The organism is Nonomuraea jabiensis (genome assembly GCF_014204795.1).
In the GTDB taxonomy this organism is placed as follows: Bacteria; Actinomycetota; Actinomycetes; order Streptosporangiales; family Streptosporangiaceae; genus Nonomuraea; species Nonomuraea jabiensis.
On record NZ_JACHMB010000001.1, the window covers coordinates 1964407 to 1990779 of the forward strand.

The window sequence follows — 26373 nt, forward strand, 5'->3', positions numbered from 1 at the left end:
CGAATCCTCATGTGGTTGTCCGAGAGACCGATTTCGTGACCCCGCCGATGACCGGGATCCCGGCCACGGCCGCCACGTCCGCCAGGGGGGTGTCCTGCTCCGCCGCGTGCGCGAGCAGGGCCTCGACACCGAACAGGAAACGATTGACGTCCGCCGGCGGCATGTAGAGCGCGTCCGCGTGCAGGCGCAGGCGGGTGCGGCTCGCGTCACCCTCGATGGCGAAGAAGAAGCGGGTGGAGCCCGACGGATATCGCTCTCCCCAGGTGAATGTCGATGGTTCTGACGCGGCCGGCGCAGGCGGTGACTGCTGGAGGCCGCCTGCTCCGCCGATCCGTTTGTCGTTGACGCAACAGAGATGGGGGAGGACGGACGGGTCTTTCGCGCGGAGTTCGCGAATCTCCGCCTCCAGACGCAGCGGATCGTACTGACCGAAGAGGTTCGTGCTGACGATCGACCGGTTGGTCGACTGAATGACCGCGCCGAATGTGCCGGGGGTGAGATCGGCGAGCAAGATAGAGTTCTGCGCGATGTTGCAGACGGAATCGAGCAGCCTGGTCTCGATCCGGTTGCAGACGATGAGTTCCAGCAGGCATGACGAGCTCGCGGTGTATGTGCCAAGAAGCACGGCGACCGCCGCCGTCATCACGCTGGAGCCGGTCGCTCCATACCGTTGTGCCAGGATCCGCTCGTATCCGGGAAGAACGGCGGATTCCAGGGTCGCGTCCTGAAATCGGGGTTCGGCTGGGTCGCCGTGGGCCAGGGTGAGCTGGTTTTCCGGCCGTCTCGACAGGCAGTGCCGCCAGTAGGCCACCGATCTCCTACTGCGTTTCTCGCCTGCCGCGCCGGCCTCGAATCGGGCCTGATCGATCGGCTGCCACTCCTGGGCTCGCGGCGGCCGATCGTGGTTCAGCAGCCGGTGGAATTCCTCCGTCAGCACGCGCATCCCCCAACCGTCGACGCTGAAATGCGAAACGGCGAAAACGAGGTATCGGGGCTGTTCATCCTCGGTGATAAGGGTGAAGTGGGACGACCACGCCGCGGTGACGTCACCGGCTGCGAGGCGGAGCTTCTGGGCCACGGCCACGGCCTGGTCTTCACAACTTCCCCGCACCGGCCTGATCTCGACGTCGAAGCCGCCGTCAGCCGCGCTCACCTGGTACGGGACGCCGTCGGCGGCCACGTGGTAGCTGGTGCGCAAGGCCTCGTACCGCTCCACCAGCGCCCTGATCGCGTCCATGACCGCAGCTGGCGGACGGCCGGTGACCGGGACGACGCGGGACAGTCCGAAGGCCGCCGGTCCGACCGAGTCCTGCAGCCGCCACTCCCAAAGATGCCTTTGCGCCCACGTCAACGGTCCTTTTCTGCCCGGTGGCGCGGCGAAGCGGATGTGATGTCGACGTATGCCGCTCAAGAGAGGACAACCCGTTGTGGGCGCGTCAATGAAGACCTCCGATGAATAGCGGACTTTAACTAGGCTCATGACAACATCCGGGACGAGCCGGTGAGCCCTCTGCGGGACCATAATGCACTGCCTCAATTAGTTCAACGGTTGACCAAACTAAGTCGGCCGTGATCTCATCGGATCAATACCCCCTCCTCCGCTATGTGCGCACGTCTGCCGCATGCCAGAGGCGAGGGACATGGGTATTTGGCTGATCGGGAGGAAGCCGAAGCGTGCTCGAAAATGATGATGAGGCGTCTGTCGAACAGCGGGTGCGAAAAGTGGTCGAAGCGCACGCCGGAATCGACGACGCCTCCGGACTCTCCGCAGACTCGGACCTGTGGGCGGCCGGCATGACGTCCTTGGCGAGTGTCAGGCTCCTCCTGGCGCTGGAGGACGAGTTCTCCATCGAGTTCGAACAGAGCAAGCTCAGCGCGGACACGCTCCGCTCACTTCACCGCATCACGGCGGAGATCCAGGAAGCCGCTCGCGACCACGGGCGATGACCCCTCGGCCCCGCACCGCCGATTTCTGCCACAGCAAAAGGAACGGGATGAGCTTATTTCGTCATGCCTGGTGGTCGGATCGCCCGGAGTTCGACCTGCTCTTGTCGCTCTCCAGGATCGAGGTCACCACGTCAGAAGCGGAGCGTTGCCGCCGCCTTCTCCGCGACCACAAGAACGACTTCGACTGGGGACTCTTCATCGACCAGGCCGGTCGGCACAAAGTATTACCGCTGGTCGGGAGGCATATCGTACGCCATAATCTGCACAACGGCGGGGACGGCATCCCGCTCATCCCATACCGATGGCTCCACAACTCCGTTTACTTCGCCAACAAGCGGCGAAACGAGGTCCTCGGCCAGGAATTCGCCGTGCTGTTCGGCGCGCTCAACGCGGCGGGCGTGCCGTACGCGGTCCGCAAGGGCCCCGTCATCGCCGAGACGCTGTACCGGGATCCGGGTTTGCGCCGGATGAACGACCTCGATCTCCTCATCGATCGGGATGACGCGGAGCGCGTGGGCGACATCCTGGCCGCACACGGCTACACCCAGGGCCGGCTGTCTGCAGACGGGACCTCGATCGAGCCTTTTACCCGCTCCACCCAGGCGTTCTGGCGCATGCACGTCCCCAACGAGCTCCCCTACGCCAAGCTCTCTGATCGCGAGGAGGTCGACGTCTTCTTCGTCGACCTGTGCCTGAGCGTGTCCAAGCCGAGGTCGAAGGAGACGCTGACGACGAGGGACCTGCTGGCAAGGAGAAGGCCCACCCGGCTGTGCGGTGCGGACGCCTACGCGCTCGCCCTGGAGGACCAGTTCGTCGACCTCTGCCTGCACTTCCGCAAGGAGGCGACCTCTCGGCACTACATCGAGGCAGGCGTCGATCTCCAACTGCTGAAGTTCCTCGACATCGCGTCGATGTGCGCGTACGTCACCACCGAGAGCGCCTGGAAGGCCGTCCTGGACCACGCGGCCGAAAGCGGCGCCGCGGACGGCGTTTACTACGCAATGTACTACGCGGCGCTTCTCTACCCGGGCGACGTGCCGGAAGACCGGCTCGCAGCGCTGCGTCCCGACGACCTCGGCTTCCTGGAGGAGTACGGGGCCGTCGACGGCAGGGTGGAGACCTGGGACCTGTCCTTCGCCGATCGGCTGTTCGCCCGGGACCGCAGCGGCGCGGTCCGCGGCTCCTCGACGGTTCCCCGTGTCTAGCCGGGACGCGGGGCCGGCGGCGCGGCACCGGCTGGCCGTGGACATCGGCGGCACCACCTGGGCCGCCGGCGTCCTGGAGCGCGGGTCGCTGCGGGTGGTCGGCGAAGGCCCGACCGGCCACCGCCACCCGCGAGAGCTCGCCGACCTCCGTGAGACGGTCCGGTCGTGGGCCGCCGCCGCGGGACCTGAGGCCACCGTCGGGGTCTCCTTCCCCGGCGCCACGGACGGATCGGGCGTCGTCACCGCATGGCCGAACCGCCCGGACTGGACCGGCAGCCGCCTGAGCTCCGTTCTGGGCCTGGACGACAGGGCGCACCTCGACATCATCGACGACGGCGCGGCCGCCATCCGCGGTGAGATGTCGCTGGGCGCCGCCCGGGATGTCCGGGATCTCTTGGTGCTAACGCTGGGCACGGGCATGGGCGGCGGGTTCCTCCTCGATAGTGGCGTGCGCAACGGCCTGCCCGGCGACGCCCGCACGCTGGGGCACATCAGGGCGCTGGCATCAAGCCGGGCTTGCTCCTGCGGACGACGCGGCTGCCTGCAGACCGCCCTCGCCGCGTTGCCCGCCGACGACGTCCTGCTGGAGCGGGGAACCGCTGCCTGGCCGGACGGGGAAGGCTGCCTGAACGTCCTGGCCGACCTCGCCCGTGTCTTGGGTATACGCCGGATCCTGGCCACGGGCGGCCTGCTGCGCCGTACGGCCGTGCGACGCTTCGTACGCGGCGGGTTCGCGGCGCGGGGACTGGAGTGCGTCGTCCCCGAACGGCCCGAGCGCTCGTCCCTCCTCGGCGCGCTGGTGCGGGGGACGTCGTGACGACCGCGGTCCTGTTCGACCTGGACGGCACGATCATCGACTCCGAACCGATCGCCACGCAAGCGTTCCGAGCGGCCTACGTCGAGTGCGGCGGCCTCGGCGAGGCGCCCGTCGACCGCTTCCTGGCCATGGCCGGGCGCCCGTTCGAGGAGATCGTCGCGGAGTTGCGGCTGCCTCCCGCGATCGTGGGTCGCTTCCGCAGCCGGTCCCAGGAGCAGGCACACAAGGTCCAGATTTTTCCGGGCATGTGGAGGGTGCTGACGGAGGCGGCGCGGCGCGGCGCCCGGATCGGCGTCATCACAGGCAAGGACCGCCCGCGCACCGAGCACGTCATGTCGCTGCTCGGGCTGACGTCCGTGTGCCACGACCTCGTGACACCGTCGGACCCGCCCCGACCCAAGCCCGCCCCCGACGGGGTCTGGTGGTTGTGCGAGCGTTTCGACGTCGCACCGCGTAACGCAATCCTCATCGGAGACTCCTGCGCCGACATCGCGGCTGGGAACGCCGCCGGTGTCCGGACTGTGGCCTGTCTGTGGGGGGCCGGCCGTCTGGACGACCTCAAGGCGGAGGGTCCGGACCAGTTCGTCTCCAGTCCCTGGCAGCTCGATGCGATGCTCCGCGACCTCTTGGAGGACCCCTCGTGATGCTCCGGGATCGCATCCGCGTGCTGCTCGTGGGGTCAGGGGAGATCGCCAGGCGGGTTCATCTGCCTTACCTGCTCTCCCAGCCGTGGCAGCCGGAGATCCTGGTAACGGACCGCGACCCGAGCGTGGCCGAGCGGGTCGCCGTGGAGTTCGGGACACGTGCCCACCGCGGATCCATCGCCTCGGCGCGGGCGCAGATTGTGGTGATCTGCACGCCTGCCGCCTCCCACGCCGACCTGGCCGTCGAGGCGCTCGCGGCCGGCATGCACGTCATATGCGAAAAGCCGCTCGCCATCGCCGCCGGTGACGCGCGACGGGTGGCCGAGGCGAGCCGCCGTCACGGGCGCCGCGTGTTCCCGTGCTACACCAACCGCTACCGTCAGGACGTCGAGATCCTGCGGGACCTCCTCGCCTCGAAGCGCATCGGGCGGATCCGGGAGCTCTCCGCGCAGTGGACGCGCCGGCACGGCGTTCCCGGGACTCAGGGCGGGCTTGCCGCCGGGGTGCTGTGGGATCTCGGCTCTCATCTCGCGGATCTGGCGCTCCATCTGACCGGCTGGTCGGGCGAGGTGACCGCGTTCGCGGCCGCGGCGTCGCCCGCTCCAGTGGACGAAGGCGTCGCCCCGTGGTACGGCGGGACGTGGTGCGGCGAGTCCAGACCCGCCGCCGAGAACCGCGCTGAAGGCCCCGCCGAAGACACCGTGCACGCGCTCGCGCGAGTGGCCGGGCATGGTGTCGTCCGGCTGCTGGTCTCGTGGAACCAGCAGGGAGCGGGCGACGAGGTATGCCTTCAGGCGGTCGGCACCCGGGGCGTGGCCGAACTCCGTACCGTCTTCGGTTTCAGTCCCGACCGGCAGCGCATCGAGGGCCCCTGCGTCCGCGTCAGCGATCCCCGCAACGCCCGATGGCAGGTCGTGCTGGACCGCCAGTCGCGAGAGCCCGTCGAGTACCGGCGGCAACTGGACGTCGCCTACGCCTCGATGACGGGCGCGGACCCGCCGGAGGCCGCCGATCTTGACGTGGCCGTGCGGTCGGTGACGCTGTGCGACGCCTTCGCGCGCTCTCTGGCCACGACCTCGTCCGTCGCCGCTACCCTCGCTTGATCAGGACCCGCGTCGAAGTCGCCGGTCACCTCACCCACTGGAGAGCACACACCATGTCGACAGAGCTAGTCGCGACGATTCCGGGCTCGAAAAGCCTGACCAACCGCGCCTTGTTCGCCGCGGCCGCCGCCGGCGGTGCCAGCCTGATCCGTCGTCCGCTGATCAGCGACGACACCCTCGCGTTCGCGCGTTGCCTGCGCGCGCTCGGGTACGCCGTGGACGATCGCGACCCGCATACGTGGCGGGTGACGAGCCCCGGCGGAGGCCCCGCCGCGGCGCGGGCCGAACTCGACTGCCAGGACGCCGGCACCGCCGCGCGGTTCCTCCCCGCCCTCGCCGCCTGCGGGCGCGGCTCCTTCCGTTTCGACGGCTCCGACCAGTTGCGCCGCCGCCCGTTGGGTCCGCTCCTGAACGTCCTGCGCGCATTGGGAGCGAGGATCGACCCGGTGGGGGCCACGCGGGATCTGCCGTTCGAGATGCGGGCGGATGGCCTGGCAGGCGGTGAGATCCACATGGACGCGGGGCTCAGCAGCCAGTACCTCAGCGCCCTGCTCCTGTCCGCTCCGCTCATGGACAAGCCGCTCGTTACGCGGGTGCGCGCGTTGGTGAGCAGTCCCTACATCGACATGACCATCGGCTTGATGCGCCGTTTCGGCGTCGGCGTGGACCGGCGCCCCGACGGGACGCTCGCGGTGCGCCCCGGCTCCTACCGGGCCGCCGACATCGACATCGAGCCCGACGCGTCCACCGCGTCGTACTTCTTCGCGGCCGCCGTCCTGACTGGGCAAACCGTCACCGTGCCGGGTCTGGGCTCGGGCAGCGGCCAAGGCGATCTGCGGTTCGTGGACGTGCTGTCCACCATGGGAGCCGACGTGGAGATCTCCGCCACGCACACCACTGTTGCGGGCCCGGCGCGGATTCGAGGCGGCTTCAGCGTTGATATGGGCGACATATCGGACACGTTCATGACACTCGCCTGCCTCGCTCCCTTCGCCGACGGACCCGTCCACATTCACGGGATAGCGCACGCGCGGCTGAAGGAGTCGGACCGTGTGGAGGTCGTGGCGCGGAACCTGACGAGCTGCGGGGTCGCGGTCGAGACCGGCCCTGACTGGATGCGCATCCATCCGTCCCGGCCGTCGGGCGCGCTCGTCGCCTGCCATCGCGATCATCGCATCGCGATGTCGTTCTCCGTGCTGGGCCTGCGCACACCCGGCGTGGAGCTGGATGACGAAGCGTGCGTCAGCAAGACCTTCCCCGGCTTCCATGACGAGTTCGCCCGGCTGTTCGGCGACCGCCGGGAAAGGAGCGCACGTGTCTGAGCCGGTCACGACACTCGCCCTCCTGGGAGCGGCGCCGGTCCGTACGAGCCCCTTCCCCCTGTGGCCGACGCCGAACGAGCGGGTCGAGTCGGCCGTCCGCGAGGTCGTACGCAGCGGCCACTGGTGGCAGAGCGGCGGCGGGGTCAGCGAGCGGCTGGAGGAGAGGCTGGCGCGGTGGTTCGGAGCCGCGCGCGTGGTCTGCGTGGCGAACGGCACCGTGGCATTGGAGATCGGACTGCGCGGGCTCGGCATCGGGCCGGGAGACGAAGTCCTGGTGCCGGCGACGACGTTCGTCTCCACGGCGTCGGCCGTGGTGGCCGTGGGCGCCCTCCCCGTTTCCGTGGACGTCGACGCGGCCACGTGGAACCTCGACGTCACGGCCGCCCAGGACCGGCTCTCGCCGCGGACCAGGGCGCTCGTCGCCGTGCACTTGGCGGGCCAGCCCGTGGACCTGACAGCGTGCCGGCGGTTCTGCGACGCTCACGGGCTTGCCCTGGTGGAGGACAGCGCCCAGGCGATCGGGGCCCGCTGGGCGGAGGCCCGGGTTGGCACGGCCGGCGATCTCACCACCTTCAGTTTCCAGGCCGCCAAGCTGCTTCCTGGCGGAGACGGCGGAGCCGTGCTGATCCCCGGCGACGCTGCGCTGGCCGAACGCGTCGAGCGGCTGGCGAACTGCGGGCGCCCTCGGGGAAGCAGCCGCTACGATCACCGGATCGCCGGGACGAACGGCCGGATCAGCGAGTTCGCGGCGGCGGTGGTGCTGGCGCAGATCGACGACTACGAGACCCTGTGGGCGGTGCGGGACCGCACGGCCGTCGCGGCCGCGGCTTTCCTGCCCCCGGAGGCGGCGGTCCTGACCCATCCCGAGGTGTCCCGGCACGATCACTACATGTTCCTGATCAGGATGCCCGAGACGCTGCTCGACGACGGGATCTCGAACGCCGCCTTCGCAGCCGCGCTGACTGCGGAAGGCCTTCCCGCCCAGGTTCTCTACCCGGCCTGGCCGGCCCTGCCCGCGTTCGCGAGACTGGACGATCCGCGACCGGAGGTGTGCCCGGCCGGCCGGGAGGCGGCCCGGCGGGGGATCTGGCTGCATCACAGGATGCTCCTGGACCCGCGGTTCGGCGAGGACCTGGCCACGGCGTGGGAGCGGATCATGGGCGCGCCGGAAGAGCTGGCGGCCTGGCAACGGGACGCGGCATGACTAGCGCCTTCCGGCTCGACCACCTGGTGTGCGAGGTCGCCCGCCTACCCGAGGCCGCGGAGTTCCACTGGTACGAGCTCGACCTGGATCGCGGGATCCCGGCGCTCCCGCCCCGGCCGACGGACTGGACGGCGAACGTGATCGCCGCCACCCGCGCACCGGCCGGCCCGGACCTGGCCGTCATGGTACGGCGCGGGCTCCCTGCCGGCATCACGCACCTGCAGTTCGAGGTTGCCGGAGACGACGCTGCGGCCCGCGAGCTGGCGCGCCTGGCCGAGGACCGCGGCGTCACGCCGATTCTCGCTCGCCATCTGCCGCGGCCGCCCCGCGGCCCCGATGAACTCCGGGCCGTCGCGGAGACCCTGGCCGAGCTCGGCGGCGAACTGGTGAAGGTGGCTCATCCCGCCCCTTCCCGTCCGGATGTGGAAGCCGCGCTCGCAGTCCTGTCCCAGTGGCCGGCCGGGCGGCCGGGCCTGTCGCTCACCCCGATGGGCGGGCGCCAAGCGCGCGTCGCCGCCGCCCTGTGGGGTTCGCGGCTCGTGTACGCGCCGCTGACCCCCACCGCCGAGCGTATGTCGGCGCACTGGTACCGCGAGCTGACCACCTGTTCCACGATCTTGGAGAGCCCATGGTCGATCTGAACCGCCGCGCCATGATCGTGGTGAAACCCGATGGCGTCGTCCAGAACGTCACCGGAGAGCTGCTCGCGTGGCTAGCGTCCCGAGGCCTCGCGCCGCTCGCCTTCCGCGAGGTCATGCTCACGCCTGAACGCCGCGCGCGCCTTTATGCGACCTCCCGCACCGGCGGCCGCCTGGACTGGGATCTGAACGCGATCCTGTACACGCTGGGCCCGGTCCATGCCGTGTTGCTTGAAGGGTCGTACCCGTCCAGGTTCGACTCGGTCTCCGACTACGTCTCGCGTGCGCTGAAGGGACACTTCATCCCCTGCCGGGCCCGGCCCGACACCCTGCGCGGCGCGCTGGGCGCGCTCAATCCCATCTTCAACCTGGTCCACGCCACCGACGCAACCGAGGACCTGGAACGGGAGACCGAAGCGCTGTTCGACGCCCCGTTGTGCCACGCCTCCTCCCTCCCCGGGCCGCCACCCACCGCCGTACGCTCCGGCCGGCCCCACCGGCTGCCCATGTGGACGACCATCGCCGAGGCCGTCGAGCCCTGGATCGGCAAGGCGGACTGGCCGGCCGACCAGGTGGGCCCGTCGGCCGTCGCCCTGCGTACGGCGCGGGAGATATGGGACCGCGCCGCGGCGGACGGCGGCGACCTGCTGAAAGGCGTGCGCACCGGCGATACCGGCTACTGGCGTTTCGCCACCCGCCACACGTCCACGTGGGCGACGTACCTGGCCTACACGACCCTGCGCTATCTCGATCTCTGCTTGGAGGAGCCCGATGGAAATTGAGAACCTGAGCGTGGACGCCGTCGTGGTCGGAGCGGGCGTGCTGGGACTGGCGATCAGTCGCGCCCTGGCGGCACACGGCATGTCGGTCGCGTGCGTGGGTCCCGATCACACCACCCCAGGCACCGCCTCCTCAGCCGCCGGTGCCATGCTCTCTCCGATCAGCGAGATCTCCCCCGATTGGGACAAGAAGGGCAATCTCGAAGAGCTGGAGTTCCGCATCCGGTCGTCGGCCTACTACGCCGACTTCCTGTTAGCTCTCAACGAGGACGACGGCGGATCGGTGTTCTACACCCCCGGATCCGTGGTGATCGCCAACCTGGTCAACGAGTCCGACCGGCGCACGCTGGCCGCTATGAGGGCCGCAGCGCACCGGTACGGCCTTCGCGCCGAGCCCATGGATCCTGACGACGTCCCCGGCCTTCGCCCCGCGCGCGGCTATGACGCGTTTGAGGCGCTGTTCCTGCCGGAGGAAGGAGCGGTCGACACGGTGCAGCTGCTGCGCAGGCTCGACGGCCTGATCCGGGCCACGCCCCGGGCGCACCGGATCGACACGTTCGTCTCCGAGCTGCTGCGCGCCGGCGACCGGATCGTCGGCGCGCGCACGGCCGGCGGGTCTCTGATCTCCGCGCCGGTGGTGGTGCTGGCCGCCGGCGCGGGCGTGCAGGCGCTCATGGACGGCGTGCGCGAGGCCTGCCCAGGTCTGCCGCGGCTGCTCGCGGGCAAGGGCGTGAGTGCGGTCGTCACTGGCATGCCCATGGCCTACCCGCACGTCGTCCGTACGCCCAACCGCGACTTCGCCTGCGGCACCCATGTCGTGCCGCGCGGGGACGGATCGATCTACATCGGTGCGACGAACCGGATCTCCGGCACCCCGGGCTCCGCCGACAGCGTCACGCCGGGCGAGGTCCACTCGCTGTTGCACGCCGCCATGCACGAGATCAACACAGGCTTCCGGGCAGCCGCCTTCCGGTCGGTCACGTACGGCATGCGTCCGCTCACCACCGACTACCATCCACTCGTCGGCAGAACCCCCGTGCCGGGCCTGTACGTCGCGACCGGCACATACCGCAACGGGCTGCTGATGGCGCCACTAATCGCGGACATCGTCAGCCGCGAGGTCCGCTCCGGCGCCCCTGCGGACGACAACCCCTTCCCCGCGGATGGACGCCTGCGCCCGGCCAACCCCCTCGGGGATTCCATCGCGGGCATCGTCGAGGAGGGGATCGGGCATCTCGCGTCCTTCCTCCTGGAGCCCGGCGGGCACCTGCCCTACGACCGCTATCGGGAGCTGCGGTCCTTCCTCATCGCGCTCGGCCGCGTGGCGACCGACGAGGACGACAGCGAGCGGGCCGTCCTGCGATCGAAGTTCGCCGCCACGCCGATGTCGGAGATCGTGCCGCAGCTCTTCTACGAGCTGGCGGACCGGGAGCGGGCCGCGCCGCAGGACACTCGCCGATGACGAGGTCGCCGAGTGAGGCGATGCTCGCGAGCGGGCGCCGCGTGACCGACCTGACGCCGTTACCCGCCGGCCGGTCGCATCAGGTGTACTCGGGAGTGGACGCGCAGCGGGGCAACAGGGTGGTTATCAAGCTGGACGACTCGGGGAGCGGCCGCCTGGACAACGAGTACGAGGCGTTGCGGCTGCTCGCCGGACACGCCGCGCCTGTCCCCGCAGTCCTGGACAAGACCACCTGGCAGGGGCGTACGTGCCTGGTGCTCTCCCACGTGGACGGCTCTCCCAGCCGCACGGCCGGCGCATATTTCCGGCTGGGGAACGCGCTGGCGTCCCTGGCGACGGTCCCGGCGCCCGGCGACGGTCTGCGGACGTCGCCGGGCGAGACCATCGAGACGGAGCACCGCCGGCGGGTCCGGAACCTTGCGCTGTACCTGGGGGAGACCGGCCCGATCCTGGCGGCGGTAACCGTTCCGCGCGCACATCACGTGGTCACGCACGGGGACCCCGGGCCCGAGAACTATCTCGACCGGCCCGCCGACGGGACTCTCGTGGATTTCGAGTCCGCGATGATCGCGCCCTTCGGTCTGGACCTCGGCCGCGCGTTGTTCGCCACCGCGCTGGTCGAGGGCGCCGGCGCCGCGCAGGCGAACGCCGCTCTGCTCGACGGCTACCGAACCGCCCACGCGCTGCCCCGCCGGCCGGACCTGGACGCCTGGGTCGCCATCGGCGGCACGCAGATCCTCGCGTGGCGGGTCGCCATGAGCCATCGCCCCGCGACGCCACCATGGCAGGCGGCGGCCGAGGCGCTGAAGAGACACCTGCTGGGGAGGGATTGTCGTGCTGATCGAGGTCTGCGGCCCTGACGGGGCCGGCAAGTCGACGCTCGTCGACGGGCTCCGCGTCCGCCTGCGCTCAAGCGTACGCGCCTACGAGCGGATCGTCCGCAGCGAGTCGCGCAACCTCCTCGAACGCGTGATGTTGGAGCTCGGCCGGCCCGACGCGTTCAGCAGCAGGGAACACGAGCTAGTGGTCATCCTCGATGCCATCCGGCAGAGCCACGCGGACCTGCACGTCTACCGAGGCAGCCCGCACAGTCACGCGTTCGTCACCTTCTACCATTGCGCCCTGCTCGCCCGGCTGCACGAACGTGGCCTCGCCGCAGACGAGGCGCTGCGCCATCTGCTCAGGTCCCTGCCGCCACCGGATCTGTCCCTGCGCCTCACCGTCGAACCGGAGACGGCACTCGACCGGATCCGCAACCGGGTCAAGGGCGACGACGTGCTGAGCGCGCCCGAGCCGCTGGCCCGGCTGCGTGACCGCGTCCACGCCTACGAGCTGGCCGGTCGCGAGCTGCCCTACGAACAGGTGACGCTCGACTCCGCGCAGTGTCCTGAGCAGGTGGCCGCTCAGGCCCGCGCGCTGCTGGTCAGGCCGTACGCTGTACTGATCGGCATGCCGGGAGCAGGCAAGTCGACCATCGGCCGGCTGCTGGCCGACTCGCTCGGGCTGCCCTTCGCCGACTCCGACCAGCTCGTCGAAGAACGCACGGGACAGACGATCCCCGACCTGTTCGCCGCCGAAGGCGAGGACGCGTTCCGCAAGCTGGAGACGGAGGTTATCGCAGATGCTTTAAGCGCCTTCAACGGGGTGCTCGCCCTGGGCGGAGGCGCGGTCGTCACGGACGCCACCCGCCAGGCGCTGCTCTCGTCCGCCGCCCCCGTCGTGCTGCTCCGCGCGAGCGTGGCGAGCCTGCACGAGCGCGTCGGCGACGGCGCAGGGCGGCCGCTGCTCGCGGGCGACCCGCGGGCACGGCTGCTGGAGCTGGAGGCCGTGCGGGAGCCGTACTACAGGATCGTCGCCGGCCTGACCGTGGACACCGATCAGCGAACCCCAGCCCAGGTGGCGGCCACGGTGCGGATGTTGCTGGCCACGAACCGGAGAGGATGATATGAGCGCGACATTTGACCAGGCACGGCAAGAGTTCGCGGCCACGGGATACGCGGTGCTGCGCCAGGCGGGAGATTCGGTCGACGATCTCATGCGGCTCGTCAACGCGGTCAGCACGCCGCGCGGCGGGACGTTCTGGCCAGAGATCCAGATGGTGCACTTCGAGCCGGGTATGGCGGTTGGGGAGTCCGTGGCCAATTCCGAGCGCAGGCTGTTGCCGCACAGCGACGGCAGCTTCGAGCCCTCTCCCCCCGACATGCTGTTCCTTCAGTACGTGGAGCCAGACCTGCCGGGATTCGGTGAGTCGCGGGTCGTGCGGGCCGGCGACCTCGCCACACACCTGCCACGATCCACCGTCGAGGTGCTCCGCCGGCCCGAGTTCCACTTCGTACGGTGCGACGACGGCAGGACCGCCCTCGGGCGGGGCCCCGTGCTGGGGATCGGCGACGCGCCCACAATCCGCTTCCGCCACGACGAGAAGTACCGGATCAGGGCCGACACCGCGGAAGGAGCCGCAGCCGTCGAGGAACTGAGCGATCTCGTGAGGCAACCCTCGGTGCAGCGTCCGGTGGCCCTCGGGCGCGGTGACATCCTCTGGCTGGACAACCGCCGCAACCTCCACGGTCGCACTGCGCTCTCCGGCCAGGCGACCCGGACGCTGCGGACGGCCTGGGGGGACGAACGGCCATTGGCGTAGCGTGAGGCGCACACCGACCGAGAAGAAGGCGACAGCTCGGTACGGTCTCCAGGCTGTTCGACCTGGTACGGGAGATCGTCAAAGCAGGCGGGCTCGACCTGCGCACACGCGGCATCCTGGTGACCTGCGCGTCGGCCTTCGGGGACTTGTACTGCTCGCTGGCCTGGGGATACAAGCTGGCCGAGTCCGCCGACGCCCGTACGGCAGCGGGAGTGCTTGCGGGGCGACGATGACGGGTTGACGCCTGAGGAGCGGCGCTGGCGCCCTAAGCGCGAAAGGTGGCACGCGATCACAGTGTTCGTGACGCTGCGGATCGCATTCTCGACCGTCAACGACGCGCTCGGCGCACGTCCCGACGCCGCCCTCCGCTCCACAGCACCGCGGTCCGTGCTGGAGGCCGTCACCTTCGGCCGCCCGATCGCGGACTAGCCATGCGTATCGCCATTGCCACCGTCATCATCCTGGCCATGGGCGGGGTTGTGGCGAGCGCCGTTCTTGGCGTGCTCGTGTGGGGGTTTCAGCCTGCTGCTCATCGCCAGTGGACTCCTGGCCCTCGGAAAGCTCGTCGACACGAAATAGATCCACAGGGCGCAGTGGGCCTTATGGTCATGGCGCCGTCCACGTAGCTGACCAGCATCGAGTACCAATTCACGAAGCGAACGCCCCGTCCGCGCTTCCCCTGGCGCTTGGAGCACCCGCTCCCGCCCAAGGGTGTTCCACTACGCCAAGGCCACAACGGGCTGAGCCGACTACAGCGGTGCTGGCTCGTATAGGCCACCCGCATCTGAAGAGCGGGAACGCCTTGCAAGGCTCCCGTCACGGATATCGTTCCGACCAGGCCAAACAGCAGTCATGCGATGGACGACGGGAGGTCATCATTGACAAGCCGACGCACATCGAGCGGCAGCTACATATGCCCCATTGCAAGACATACTGGACTCCAAACAGCTCCAGCTCTCCTAAAGCGGGTGCCGCAGGTTCGAATCCTGCCGGGGGCACACACCTAGATAGGCATTTCAGCCCCTGACCTGCGGTTTCTCAGCCGCAGGTCTTTTGCTTGGTGGACCTTGGTAGGCAGCCGACGGTGCCCAGATGCAGCCGTAAGACCATGATCAGGGACATGCGCGGGATGATCTTGATGGCGTTTCCCCAGTTCAGACCCTAATTCTGGGCCATTCAGGCCTCCGGTAACCCGTTACGACCGCCCGGGCACGCGACGGACACAACCGTTGACCGTGCTAAATACGTGCATACACTCCAAGCGCCACCGCGCTGCACAAGCCGAATCCGACCTCCCAGTTGGATCGCGCCCGCTGACCATTCCAACGTTGACTGATCTTGGGCGTGCGCTTCCTCTGGTTGAGGTTGACCTGGGAGGAGACCCGCTCCTACCTGCCCGCCAAACCCGGCACTTGAGGTAGAGCACTTGGCCATCGTGGTGCCATCCGAGGTGTCTCCCGGCTGGCGACGGCATCGTGATCCGATCGATACGGGGCGCTGAATTGATCTCCGCAAGTTCGGGATGGCCGATGTGGGCGTGCTTCCCGCGCGGTCCGCTGTGCGTTACCGCTAATGATCTTGTTTGGCTGGATACGCGACCTTGATACGTTTCTGCGGCTTATGTCGGCTTTACTGATCATTTCTGTGGGGATTCATGTCGTGGTTACGCGGGGCGTCCGCGGCGGCCGTGGGGGCGTTGGTCCTCGGGCTGGTGCAAGGGGTGCCGCTGGCAGCGGGGCTGGGTGCGGCGGCTGCCGCAACAAGCTCCGCCGATGGACCGGCGGTCACCGTCGAAGAGGCACTGGCCCGAGCCAAGGCCAGCGGCGAGCCGGTGGAGCTCGCCACGATGCTCGGCGAGTCCAGTGAGTTACTGGTCAACCCTGACGGCACCTACACCTCGGTGCAGCATCTGCGGCCCGTCAGAACGCGAAAGAACGGCCGCTGGGTCAAGATCGACACCGCGCTGAAGAAGCGCGCCGACGGCTCGATCGGCCCCGTGGCCACCACGGTAGGGCTGACACTGTCGGGCGGTGGCGACGGTCCGCTGGCCACGGTCGACGAGGCTGGCCGTCAGCTTGTGCTGGGCTGGAAGGGCACGCTGCCTGAGCCCGCCCTGGACGGGGACACGGCCTTGTACGCCGAGGTGCTCCCCGGGGTGGACCTGCAGGTGCGTGCCGAGCCGACCGGCTTCTCCCACGTGCTCGTCGTCAAGACGCGCGAAGCCGCCGCCAACCCCGCGCTGGCTCAGGTGCGCTACCCGCTCACGGGTAAGGGCGTGCGGATCAAGGCGGATGCCGCCGGAAAGATCATCGCTGTGGATGAAGCCACCGGCGGCACGGTTTTCGAAACGCCGGTGCCGCTGATGTGGGACTCTACCGGCAGCGAGGTGCAGCAGGTGGCTGCACCCGAGGCCTCCCCGACGGCCACACCGTCGTCCACGCAATCTGGTGAGCCATCTTCAGCAGAAAGCCTCCCCGACGAACAGGCGCCGGAGACGGACGCAGCGCAGCCGCAGTCACGCCTGGCCGTACCGCAGGAATCCGAGCCGGCGCCCTCGCCGCAGGAGGCATCGACGGCTGATCTGCCGGCGCCTGATGACTTCAAGGCGCCCATTCAGGCCAGCACGGCCGACGGGCCGGGTGATGGTGCCCAGGTCGCGGAGATGGCCACCGCCGTGTCCGGGCAGGAGATGGTGCTGACGCCGGATGCGCAGTTGCTGGCGTCGCCTGACACCCAGTTCCCGGTCTTCATCGACCCACAGACCACGACGGTCCACGCGGCCGAGTGGGCGATGACCACCAGCGCATACCCCAGCACGACGTACTACAAGTTCAAGGGCAAAGACAACGAAGGCATGGGGTACTGCCACTCCAGCTTCGTCGGGTGCGGCTCCAGCCACATCAAGCGGCTGCACTACGAGTTCCCGATCAGCGCGTATGCGGGTAAGTCCATCATCGACGCGGAGTTCCAGGTGAAGGAGACGCATTCCTCCTCGTGCACCAAGACTCCGGTCGAGCTGTGGTGGACTGACAACTTCGCTGACCAGATCGACTGGGACAAGCAGAAGGAGTCCGGCTGGTGGCGCCGCCAGCTGGCCACCAAGAACGAGGCGAACGGATGGAGCGCCGACTGCCCCGCCTCCGATGTCATCTTCGACCAGGCCGCAGTCAAGGACGCCCTCGTCGACGCGCTGGCCGCCGGCCAATCCCGATTCGCCTTCGGCCTGCGCGCCGGTGACGAGGCCGACCGGCTGGGTTGGAAGCGTTTCCACTACGACGCGGCCTTCCGCATCACCTACAACACGCTGCCGTCGGTGCCGAAGACGACCGAGATGCAGACCAGCCCGGGTGGCGCCTGTGTCACGGGCACGCCCACGCCGGTCAACCAGCTGCCGCAGCTGCAGGCCTACCTCCAGGATGCCGACACCCAGGACAGTGCCAAGGTCCAGGGCCAGTTCCGGTTGCGCTGGGATGGCGTGGACAAGTGGACGTCAGCCTTGACCAATGCGCAGACCACCAAGACGTGGTTCAAGCAGACGCTGCCCTCGACCGTCGGTGGTGCGGCCATCCCGCAAAGTAAGATCATCGAGTGGGATGTGCGTGCCTACGACGGCACCGCCTACAGCGCGTGGAGCCCACGCTGCCGGTTCATGTATGACACCACCGCCCCTGCGGCTCCCACCGTGACGTCCAGCACCTGTCCGGCCGACGGGGCCGCAGGCTGCGCGGTCGGACAGGCGGTCTCGTTCACCGTGGACTCCGCCTCCACCGACGTCACCGGCTACCGCGTGTGGTTCGACGATGCTGCCTACACCGACTACGCGGTGACCAGCGGCGCAGCCAAGACCGTCTCGTACACTCCCACCGGGACCGGCGCCTCCGTCCTGCACGTTCAGGCGTACGACGCCGCCAAGAAGTTCAGCGCGGATAACCCCTACACCTTCGTCGTGGCCGCAGGCCGCAAGGCTGTCGCGCAGTGGAAGCTGGACGACCAGCCCGGCGCCAACCCGCTGGCGGACGTCAACCCCGATGGGGACGCCAAGACCTTCCCGCTCACCCACGACGGCGGCGTGGTCGCAGGCGCCAATGGCATCGTCAACGAGGAGACCGACGCCGATGGCAACGTCAACGTTCGCAACACGGCGATCCGGCTACCGGGGACCGACTCCTGGCCCACCGCCAGCGGACCGGTGATTACTACCACGGCCAACTTCACCGTCTCGGCCTGGGCCTACCTGGAAAACGGCGCCGCACACGCGGCGATCATCTCTCAAGACGGCAACCGCATGAGCGGGTTCTCGCTGTCCTACCGGACTGATCAGAAGAAGTGGGGCCTGCTCCGGATGGGACAGGACAGCGACACCTACACCAATTCCTACTGGCTGTACTCGACCGAGACCGCGCAGGTGGGGCGCTGGACCCATCTGGTGGGTGTCTTCAACTCCGCCGCGGGCAAGCTGCAGCTGTACGTCAACGGCAAGTTGTCGGGTGAAATGGCGGCGCCGAACGGCTTCGACGCCACCGGCAGCTTCGTGCTGGGCCGCAGTAAGTGGAAGGGCGCGCTGGTCGACCGGTGGACCGGCAAAATAGACGAAGTCCAGGTCTACGACCGGCTGCTGCCCGCCGAAGAGATCGCCGATCTGTACGCCGCCTCCGGCACGGTCGTGGCCGGCCGGTGGAAGCTGAACAAGGGCACCTCGGGCACGGACGACTCCGTCTTCTCCCGCCACCTGACCTTCGGCGGCGGCGCCATGATCGGCACCGACAACGGCTACACCAACGATCAGGGGCTGGCCCTGGACGGCATCGACGACTACGCAGCCACCAGCGTCGCCCCGGTACGGGCCAGCGAGAGCTTCACCGTGGCGGGCTGGGTGCGCGCCACCAGCGCCACCCCGACAAGGAACAGCACCGCCTTCAGCCAGGCCGGTGCGGCCACCAGCGCCTTCTCGGTGCGCTACAACGTCACCAGCAAGCGCTGGCAGGTTGAAGTGCCATCGGCAGACAGCGCGACCGCCACGCTCCAGAGCGTCGAGCACCCCAACTTCCTGACCGCGTCGACTGATCTGTGGGATCACCTAGCCGTGGTCTACGAGGCTCCCAAGAAGGAACTGCGGCTCTATGTTCGCGGCCAGCTGGCCGAGTCGGTGTCGGTCCGCGGGAACACCGTCGCCTTCGATGGCGGCAACCTGCAGATCGGGCGCCGGATGAAGCCCGGCGGCGGCTTCGACGAGTACTGGGCCGGCACCGTGGACGACGTCTGGGCTTTCCAAGGTGTCGCCTCGGAGGACGTCATCGCCCAGCGGGCTGCCGGTGCCGAACTTGACACCTACCGCGACCTGACCGAGCGTTTGTGGCTCGGCTTCAACGACGGTGACGGTGCCGACCTGTCTCCCACCGGCAACGATGCCACGCTGGGCTCCGGCGCGAACTTCGCCACCGAAGAGCTGTGGGACGGGGGCGGCGCCTCGCTCCTGCTCAACGGCCAGTCCGACTCGACAGGCACAACCAGCGGCCCGGTCGTGGACACCAGCCAGAGTTTCTCGGTCGCGGCCTGGGTCAAGCTGACCAGCGCCGGCGCCGTCTACACCGTCGCCGGCCAGGACGGCACCAACGTCAGCGGCTTCTTCCTGCAGTACCACAAGACGCTCAACCGCTGGGTCTTCAACCGCTACGCCACCGACGGCGTCGGCACCGGCGGTGCGCTCGCCCAGTCGACGGCGGCACCGCAACTCAATACGTGGACGCATCTGACCGGCGTCTATGACCGGGCCACCCAGTCGCTACGCCTGTACGTCAACGGCGTCCTGCAGCAGGAAACGGTGTGGACCTACACGCCATGGAATGCCACCGGCCCCACCTCCATCGGCCGCGGCCGCTACGCCGGCGCGGACGCCGACGCCTGGGTCGGCGAACTGGACGACGTCCGGCTCTACCAGGGCGTCTTGAGCTCGGGCCAGATCGCGCGCCTGTCGCTCACCGACGGCTAACCCCGTGACGGCGGCCTGGGCTTGCAGGCCGGGGCCGCCATCACACCTCCTTGCCGACCCGGCTGACGGCTCCATTGGAGCCGTCAGCCAACCGGCGCCTGCCATCCATTCCCTTCTCGTCATTTCTCGTTGGAGCAATTCTCGTGCCGTACGGCATGCCATCCCCCCTTTCGGCGCGCACCGAGCGCCGCAGCCGGGCCGGCAGTTGGGCCTCACGCCTGGCACTGCTGACCGTGGCCACCATGTCGGCCACCTTGCTGGCCCCGATGCCCGTCCAGGCCGCAGGAAATCAGCGGCCCGACCCCAGCAACTTCGACAAGGTCGCCATCGGTAAGGGCGTCAAGGTCCGCGACCGCAAGGTCGACCCCGCCCTGCTGGCAACCAAGCCGATCCCAGTCCCCGCCTGGCCAGGCGAAGCCAGCACCGAGACGGACCTGTCCACGCCCACCGCCGCTCGGGCAACGGCAGGAACATTGCCGGTGAGCGTCAAGGCCGTCTCGCCCGCAGCCCGCTCTCAAAGCTCCACACCAGCACCAGCCTCCGGCAAGATCAAAATCACCACCCATGATCGCGGCGTGGCCCAGCGCGCGGGCCTGGACGGGGTACTGCTCAGCCTCACCCCGCTCACCGGCCCGGGCGGCCAGGCGGAAGTCAGCCTGGACTACGCCGCCGTAGCCGCCGCCTACGGCGGCGGCTACGGGGCGCGCTTACGCCTGGTGCAGCTGCCCGCGTGCGTGCTGACCACGCCCAACAAGAGCGAATGCCGCACGCCAACGACGGTGCCGAGCGCCAACCGGCCCGCGGACAAGACCGTCACCGCCACGGTGACCCTGCCGGGTGCCCCTGCGACATCACCCTCCACCACGGCGACCCCGCCTCAGCCATCGTCCGCAACTGCCTCGGGGGCCGGAACTGAGGCAGCCGCCCCGTCGGCAACCTCACCGCGTGCGCTGGCCGGTCCGATGGTACTGGCCGCCACCGCCGGCCCTTCCAGCAGCCAGGGCGACTTCAAGGCCACCTCGCTGGCCCCCTCGGCCACCTGGTCCAGCGGCGGGAATACTGGGGACTTCACCTGGTCCTACCCGATGCGCGTCCCGCCGGTCCCGGGCAGCCTCACGCCCAACGTCGGAATTTCCTACTCCTCCGGCAGCGTGGACGGCCGTACCGCCAACACCAACAACCAGCCCTCCTGGGTCGGTGAAGGATTCGAACTCGCGCCCGGGTTCATCGAACGCCGCTACAAGCCGTGCCAGGACGACGGTGAAGGCACCGATCTGGAAAAGCCCGGCGACCTGTGCTGGGCCTACCCGAATGCCACCATCACCTGGAACGGCAAGGGCGGCGAACTGATCCAGACCGCGCCCGGCTCCGACGTCTGGAAGTTCAAGAACGACGACGGCACCCGCATCGAGCACCTGACCGACACTGCCACCGGCAACGGCGACGACAACGGCGAATACTGGCGCCTCACCACCACCAACGGCACCCAGTACTACTTCGGCAAGAACCGGCTGCCCGGCTGGAGCAGCGGCAAGGCCGAAACCAAGTCAGCCCTCACGGTGCCCGTCTTCGGTAACAACAGCGGCGAGCCGTGCAACAACGGCAGCTTCGCCGACTCCTGGTGCCAGCAGGCCTACCGATGGAACCTCGACTACGTCGTCGACCCGGCCGACAACGCCATGGCCTACTACTACCAGGCCGAAGGCAACCACTACGGCCGCAACCTGGAATCCACCGACGACACCCCCTACGACCGGGGCGGCTGGCTGGACCACATCGAATACGGGCTGCGCTCAGGCAGCGTGTACTCGGCCAAACCGCTGGCCCGCGTCGACTTCGCCGTCGCCGAACGGTGCCTGCCCACCGAGACCTTCGACTGCGCCGAGAACAAGATCGACGACGATCCGCGGCAGTGGGCCGACGTCCCGTGGGACCAGCAGTGCAAGAACGCCGACGGCGAATGCGAACAGGTGCTGTCACCGGCCTTCTTCACCCGCAAAAGGCTGACCAAGGTCACCTCCAGCGTGCTCAAGAGCGACGGCACCTACCGCACCGTCGACTCCTGGAGCCTGGACCACCTGTGGGGCGACGCCGATGCCGACAAGGCGCTGCTGCTGAAGTCCATCACCCACACCGGCCACGCCACCGGCACCCCGATCACCCTGCCGCCGGTCACCTTCAACCACGTCCAGCTGGCCAACCGGGTCGACGCCGACGGCGACGACACCCCGCCGTTCATCAAGTACCGGCTCGGCGCCGTCTACGACGAGGCCGGCGGCCAGATCGACATCAACTACTCCGATCCCGACTGCACCCCTGCCGACCTCCCCGCAGCTTCGACCAACACCCGCCGCTGCTTCCCCGTCTTCTGGGAGCACGCCGGCTCGGTCGACCCGGTGCGCGACTGGTTCCACAAGTACGTCGTCACCCAGATCATCGTCTCCGACCGCACCACACTGGCCGCCGACATGGTCACCGACTACACCTACTCCGGTGACGCCGCCTGGCACTTCGACGACGACGACGGCCTGACCAAGGAGAAGTACAAGACCTGGTCCACCTGGCGCGGCTACGGCCAGGTCACCACCAAGACCGGCGGTGGCAACGGCGTCGGCATGAAGACCGAGTCGACCGCCCTGTACTTGCGCGGCATGCACGGCGACCGCGCCTCCAAGGACGGCTCTGACACCAAGACCGTCACCGTTGACGACGGCGAAGGCGGCACGCACACCGACCACGACGGACTCGAAGGCTTCCTGCTCAAGACCACCACCTTGGACAAGGCCGGCGGCAGCATCGCCACCAAGACCGTCAACACGCCGTGGCGGCATGTCTCGGCCAGCCGTACCCGTTCCTGGGGCACGGCGGAGGCCACCTTGACCGGAACCGCCACCAGCCGTACCTGGACTGCCCTTGAGGGCGGCCAGTGGCGGCAGACCCGCATCGACAACAGTTACGAGTCCACCTACGGCCTGCGCACGCAGACGGCCGACCTCGGCGACACCGCCACCGCAGCCGACGACCGGTGCACCCGCATCACCTACACCACGCCCAACACCACCGCCTGGCTGATCAACTATGTGGCGCGCGAAGAGACCGTCACGGTCGCCTGCACCGCCACGCCTGACCGGTCCAAGCAGGTGGCCTCCGACGTTCGCACCTACTTCGACAACGCCGCTCTCGGCGCCGCCCCCTCCAAGGGCCAGGCGACCAAGACCGAGCGGCTGAGCGCGCACAACGGCACCACCGCCAGCTACCAGACGGTGGCCACCACCAGCTACGACAGCTACGGCCGTGCCACCTCGGCGACCGACTCGGCGGGCCGCACCACCACCACGGCCTACACCCCGGCCACCGGACTGGTCACCCAGGTCACGACCACCAGCCCGCCGGCCACGTCCGGCGACGCCACTACCAAGCAGACCAGCGTGCAGGACCTCGACCCGGCCTGGGGACTCCCGGTCGTGACGACCGATCCCGCCGACGGCCGCACGGACCTGACCTATGACGCGCTCGGCCGCCTCACCCAGGTGTGGCTGCCCGACCGACCTAAGAGCCAGGGCCTGTCGGCCAGCATCGAGTACTCCTACTCGATCAAGAGCGGGGAGGTCGCCGCGGTCGGGACGCGCACATTGGGCAAGGACGGCAACTACCTGCCCTGGTCCTACACCCTCATGGACGGCCTGCTGCGACCCCGGCAGACTCAGGCGCCCGGCCCCAACGGCGGACGGATCCTGACCGACACCCTCTACAACGAGCTCGGCAAGGTCGAGCGCAGCCACGCCGCCTACTACACCACCGGCGCCCCGCAGCCCGCGCTGTTCAAGCCGATGGACGGCGTCGAATCCCAGATCGCCTACGACTACGACGGACTGGGCCGCGTGGTCGCCGAAAAGCTACTGGCCGGCAACGGCACCGGCGAGGAGAAGTGGCGCACCACCACCAGCTACGGCGGTGACCGCGTCCACGTCGACCCGCCTACCGGCGTTACCCCGACCACGGTCATCTCCGATGCCCGCGGTCAGGTCACCGAGCGCCGCCAGTACAAGGACGACAGCCCTACAGGCGCCTACGACGCCACGATCTACGGCTACACGCCGCGGGGCGAGCTGGCCAAGGTCACCGACTCGGCCGGCAACATCTGGACCTACACCTACGACCAGCGCGGCCGCCAGATCGAGTCCACCGACCCGGACAAGGGCCTCACCAAGAGCACTTACGACGACCTGGACCGCAAGGTCACCAGCACCGACGCCCGCGGCAAGACCATCTGGACCGGCTACGACGGCCTCTCCCGCGTCACCGAGACCCGCGACGGCTCGGCCACCGGCACCCAACTCACGTCCCTCGTCTACGACACCCTGCGCAAGGGCTCTCTGACCTCCGCCACCCGGTACGTCGGCGGCCAGCCGTACGTCAACCGCGTCGACAGCTACGACTCCCTCGGCCGGGCCACCCGCACCAGCGTGGTCATCCCCGCCGCCGAGAGCGGGCTGGAGGGCACCTACACCTTCAACACCAACTACAACACCGACGGCACCCTGCAGTCGCTCACCTACCCCGCCGCCGGCGGGCTCGCGGCCGAAGCCGTCACCTACGGCTACGACGAACTGCTGCGCCCGACGACGATGGGCTCCAACCTGTCCACCTACGTCACCGGCACCACCTACACCCACACCGGCAAGGTCGAGCAGTACGAAGTCGGCTCGGTCGCCGACAAGAAGGCCTGGTTCACCTACACCTACCAGTACGGCACCCAGCGCCTGGCCTCCTCGCGCGTCGACCGCCAGGGCCAGACCGGTATCGACCGCGACGCCGGCTACGCCTACGACCAGGCCGGCAACATCACCTCCATCACGGATGTGTCCGCCAAGGGCACCGACACCCAGTGCTTCGCCTACGACTACCTACGCCGCCTGAGCGAAGCGTGGACCGAAGGCGACACCACCTGCACGGCCGCCCCGGCCGGCAGCGTGATCGGCGGCGTGCAGCCGTACTGGCACAGCTACACCTACGACGCCACCGGCAACCGCACCAAGGAAACCTGGCACGGCCTCGCCGGCGCGGCCGACACCGTCCGTACCTACACCTACCCCGCCGCAGGCCAGGGACAGCACCGCCTGTCCTCCGTCGGCCAGACCGGTGCCGCCGGCGCCCGTACCGACACCTTCGGCTACGACCAGGTCGGCAACACCACCACCCGAAAGATCGGCACCAACGCGGCCCAGACCCTCACCTGGGACATCGAAAGCCGCCTGGAGAAGGTCGCCGACGGCACCAAGACCGCCACCTTCGTCTACGACGCCAACGGCAACCGACTGCTCCGCCGCGACAACTCCGCGACCACGCTGTATCTGCCCGGCGGCATGGAGTTGAAGCGGACCAGCACGGCCACCTCCGCAACCCGTTACTACACCCACGGCGGCGCCACCGTCGCCATGCGCACCAGCAGCGGCGGCGTTTACTTCCTTGCTCCCGACCACCAAGGCACCGGCCAGATCTCCATCAACGGCAACACCCAAGCCATCGCCCAACGCCGCACCCTGCCCTTCGGCGGCCTGCGCGGCAGCAGCGGCATCTGGCAAGGAGACCATGGTTTCCTCGGCGTCGGCATCAACGACAGCACCGGCCTGACCCACATCGGCGCCCGCGAATACGATCCCGCTACCGGCCGGTTCATCAGCGTCGACCCGGTCATGGCCATGACCGACCCGCAGGGCTTCAACGGCTACGCCTACTCCAGCAACAACCCTGTCACCTGGAGTGACCCCACCGGGCTCCTGCCCCAGATGGCCTGTGCATCTACCTGCGAAACCGGCGACTCCTACTACAAGCCCGTCCCTGGAGGACACCAAACCGGAACCGTCGGCGGAAGCAGCAAAACCACCTACTACCCACCCGCAACCACCGGGGGTGGCAGCTCATCAGGCACGAGCACGGGCTCCGGCCTCGCTGCAGTTACCCCCGCCGTCGTGCCGCCTCCACCGCCTCAGGCCCCCGGGGGCTTCTGGGACCGCGTTGTCGGCTTCGTGATGGGCTTCTCGCAAGCCACCGCACCAATGATGGACAACGAACCCTGTGAGGGTCAGTCTCTGGGCAACTGCTTCGAGAGCACCGGAATCTGGGTCTGGGGAGCGGACCCTTCATCCAACGCATTCTCTGAAGGCGCTTCTGTCTTCGGAGACGGATCAAAGCTAGGCACCGCGGCAGGGCTCGCCATGATCGGCCCCGGCGGCAAAGGCCGCCTCCTCGGCAAAGCCGACGAGGCTGCAGCCGTAGTGGGCAAAGCCGACGATGCGGCAGATGCGGCTACCGACGCTGTCAAGGCTGCCAAAGTTATTCGCAACCCACTGAACCCTGAGAGTATGCGGGGCGCCTCCGTCGAAGAGACACTCGACCTCATGAAGGGGGACGGCTGGGTGAAAGAACCTGCGCGTGCAGCGACCGGCGGAGGGTACGTTCTTCGTCGCGGGAACCCGACGATCCTCATCGAGAATGGGGATCCGGCAATGCGGGACATCGTACACCGGGGTCCTTACCTGAAATATCAGATAGGCAAGCAAGCGGTCCGGATCCCCCTCGAGGGAAACCCTGCCCTAGGCCAATAGCCACATATTCCACC

General features: G+C 68.7%; 18 protein-coding genes. 16 read left to right on the top strand and 2 right to left on the bottom strand.

What is annotated here, in order from left to right:
- Window positions 1-7: 7 nt before the first annotated feature.
- Entirely contained in the window at window positions 8-1237 is a 1230-nt protein-coding gene (locus tag HD596_RS08505) for a condensation domain-containing protein (RefSeq protein ID WP_185068738.1), read from the bottom strand.
- Between the two features lie 476 nt (window positions 1238-1713).
- Here HD596_RS08505 and HD596_RS08510 point away from each other — a divergent pair, with 476 nt between their 5' ends.
- The 15 genes from HD596_RS08510 (at window position 1714) to HD596_RS08575 (ending at window position 19751) form a co-directional block, all read left to right on the top strand.
- Window positions 1714-1947 (top strand): phosphopantetheine-binding protein, encoded by a 234-nt coding sequence (locus tag HD596_RS08510; protein WP_313047515.1) that lies wholly within the window; start codon window positions 1714-1716, stop codon window positions 1945-1947.
- 47 nt (window positions 1948-1994) lie between these two features.
- Window positions 1995-3152 carry a nucleotidyltransferase family protein gene (locus HD596_RS08515; RefSeq protein WP_185068740.1) on the top strand — a complete coding sequence of 386 codons (1158 nt, stop codon included), beginning with the start codon at window positions 1995-1997 and terminating at the stop codon, window positions 3150-3152.
- Window positions 3145-3969, top strand: coding sequence for an ROK family protein (locus HD596_RS08520; protein ID WP_185068741.1), 825 nt, complete (start codon window positions 3145-3147; stop codon window positions 3967-3969). Before HD596_RS08515 ends, HD596_RS08520 begins: the two co-directional genes overlap by 8 nt.
- A complete protein-coding gene (locus HD596_RS08525) occupies window positions 3966-4613 on the top strand; it encodes an HAD family hydrolase (RefSeq protein WP_185068742.1) in 648 nt (215 codons plus the stop codon). The genes HD596_RS08520 and HD596_RS08525 overlap by 4 nt, the downstream gene beginning before the upstream one ends.
- A complete protein-coding gene (locus HD596_RS08530) occupies window positions 4613-5716 on the top strand; it encodes a Gfo/Idh/MocA family protein (protein ID WP_246555844.1) in 1104 nt (367 codons plus the stop codon). The genes HD596_RS08525 and HD596_RS08530 overlap by 1 nt, the downstream gene beginning before the upstream one ends.
- A 53-nt stretch (window positions 5717-5769) precedes the next feature.
- Window positions 5770-7038 (top strand): 3-phosphoshikimate 1-carboxyvinyltransferase, encoded by a 1269-nt coding sequence (aroA, locus tag HD596_RS08535; protein WP_185068744.1) that lies wholly within the window; start codon window positions 5770-5772, stop codon window positions 7036-7038.
- Complete coding sequence (locus HD596_RS08540) at window positions 7031-8242, top strand: DegT/DnrJ/EryC1/StrS aminotransferase family protein (RefSeq protein ID WP_185068745.1); 1212 nt, start codon at window positions 7031-7033, stop codon at window positions 8240-8242. Before aroA ends, HD596_RS08540 begins: the two co-directional genes overlap by 8 nt.
- Window positions 8239-8883 (top strand): type I 3-dehydroquinate dehydratase, encoded by a 645-nt coding sequence (locus HD596_RS08545; RefSeq protein WP_185068746.1) that lies wholly within the window; start codon window positions 8239-8241, stop codon window positions 8881-8883. The genes HD596_RS08540 and HD596_RS08545 overlap by 4 nt, the downstream gene beginning before the upstream one ends.
- Window positions 8871-9662: a nucleoside-diphosphate kinase gene (locus HD596_RS08550; protein WP_185068747.1), complete on the top strand. Its 792-nt coding sequence runs from the start codon at window positions 8871-8873 to the stop codon at window positions 9660-9662. The genes HD596_RS08545 and HD596_RS08550 overlap by 13 nt, the downstream gene beginning before the upstream one ends.
- Complete coding sequence (locus tag HD596_RS08555) at window positions 9652-11121, top strand: NAD(P)/FAD-dependent oxidoreductase (protein WP_185068748.1); 1470 nt, start codon at window positions 9652-9654, stop codon at window positions 11119-11121. Before HD596_RS08550 ends, HD596_RS08555 begins: the two co-directional genes overlap by 11 nt.
- Window positions 11118-11981, top strand: a complete 864-nt coding sequence (locus tag HD596_RS08560) for a phosphotransferase family protein (protein ID WP_185068749.1) — start codon at window positions 11118-11120, stop codon at window positions 11979-11981. Before HD596_RS08555 ends, HD596_RS08560 begins: the two co-directional genes overlap by 4 nt.
- Window positions 11956-13065 carry a shikimate kinase gene (locus HD596_RS61460; protein WP_313043301.1) on the top strand — a complete coding sequence of 370 codons (1110 nt, stop codon included), beginning with the start codon at window positions 11956-11958 and terminating at the stop codon, window positions 13063-13065. Before HD596_RS08560 ends, HD596_RS61460 begins: the two co-directional genes overlap by 26 nt.
- Window position 13066: 1 nt before the next feature.
- Complete coding sequence (locus HD596_RS08570) at window positions 13067-13762, top strand: TauD/TfdA family dioxygenase (protein ID WP_185068750.1); 696 nt, start codon at window positions 13067-13069, stop codon at window positions 13760-13762.
- 300 nt (window positions 13763-14062) lie between these two features.
- Complete coding sequence (locus HD596_RS63625) at window positions 14063-14191, top strand: hypothetical protein (protein ID WP_281398175.1); 129 nt, start codon at window positions 14063-14065, stop codon at window positions 14189-14191.
- A 1267-nt stretch (window positions 14192-15458) separates the two neighbouring features.
- Complete coding sequence (locus HD596_RS08575; protein WP_185068751.1) at window positions 15459-19751, top strand: LamG domain-containing protein; 4293 nt, start codon at window positions 15459-15461, stop codon at window positions 19749-19751.
- Window positions 19752-19791: 40 nt separating this feature from the next.
- Here HD596_RS08575 and HD596_RS08580 read toward each other — a convergent pair whose 3' ends face one another.
- Window positions 19792-19995: a hypothetical protein gene (locus tag HD596_RS08580; RefSeq protein WP_185068752.1), complete on the bottom strand. Its 204-nt coding sequence runs from the start codon at window positions 19993-19995 to the stop codon at window positions 19792-19794.
- Between HD596_RS08580 and HD596_RS08585 the strand changes: the two genes are divergently transcribed.
- Window positions 19994-26359, top strand: coding sequence for an RHS repeat domain-containing protein (locus HD596_RS08585; protein WP_185068753.1), 6366 nt, complete (start codon window positions 19994-19996; stop codon window positions 26357-26359). The two genes, HD596_RS08580 and HD596_RS08585, sit on opposite strands and share 2 nt — an antisense overlap.
- Window positions 26360-26373 lie beyond the last annotated feature (14 nt).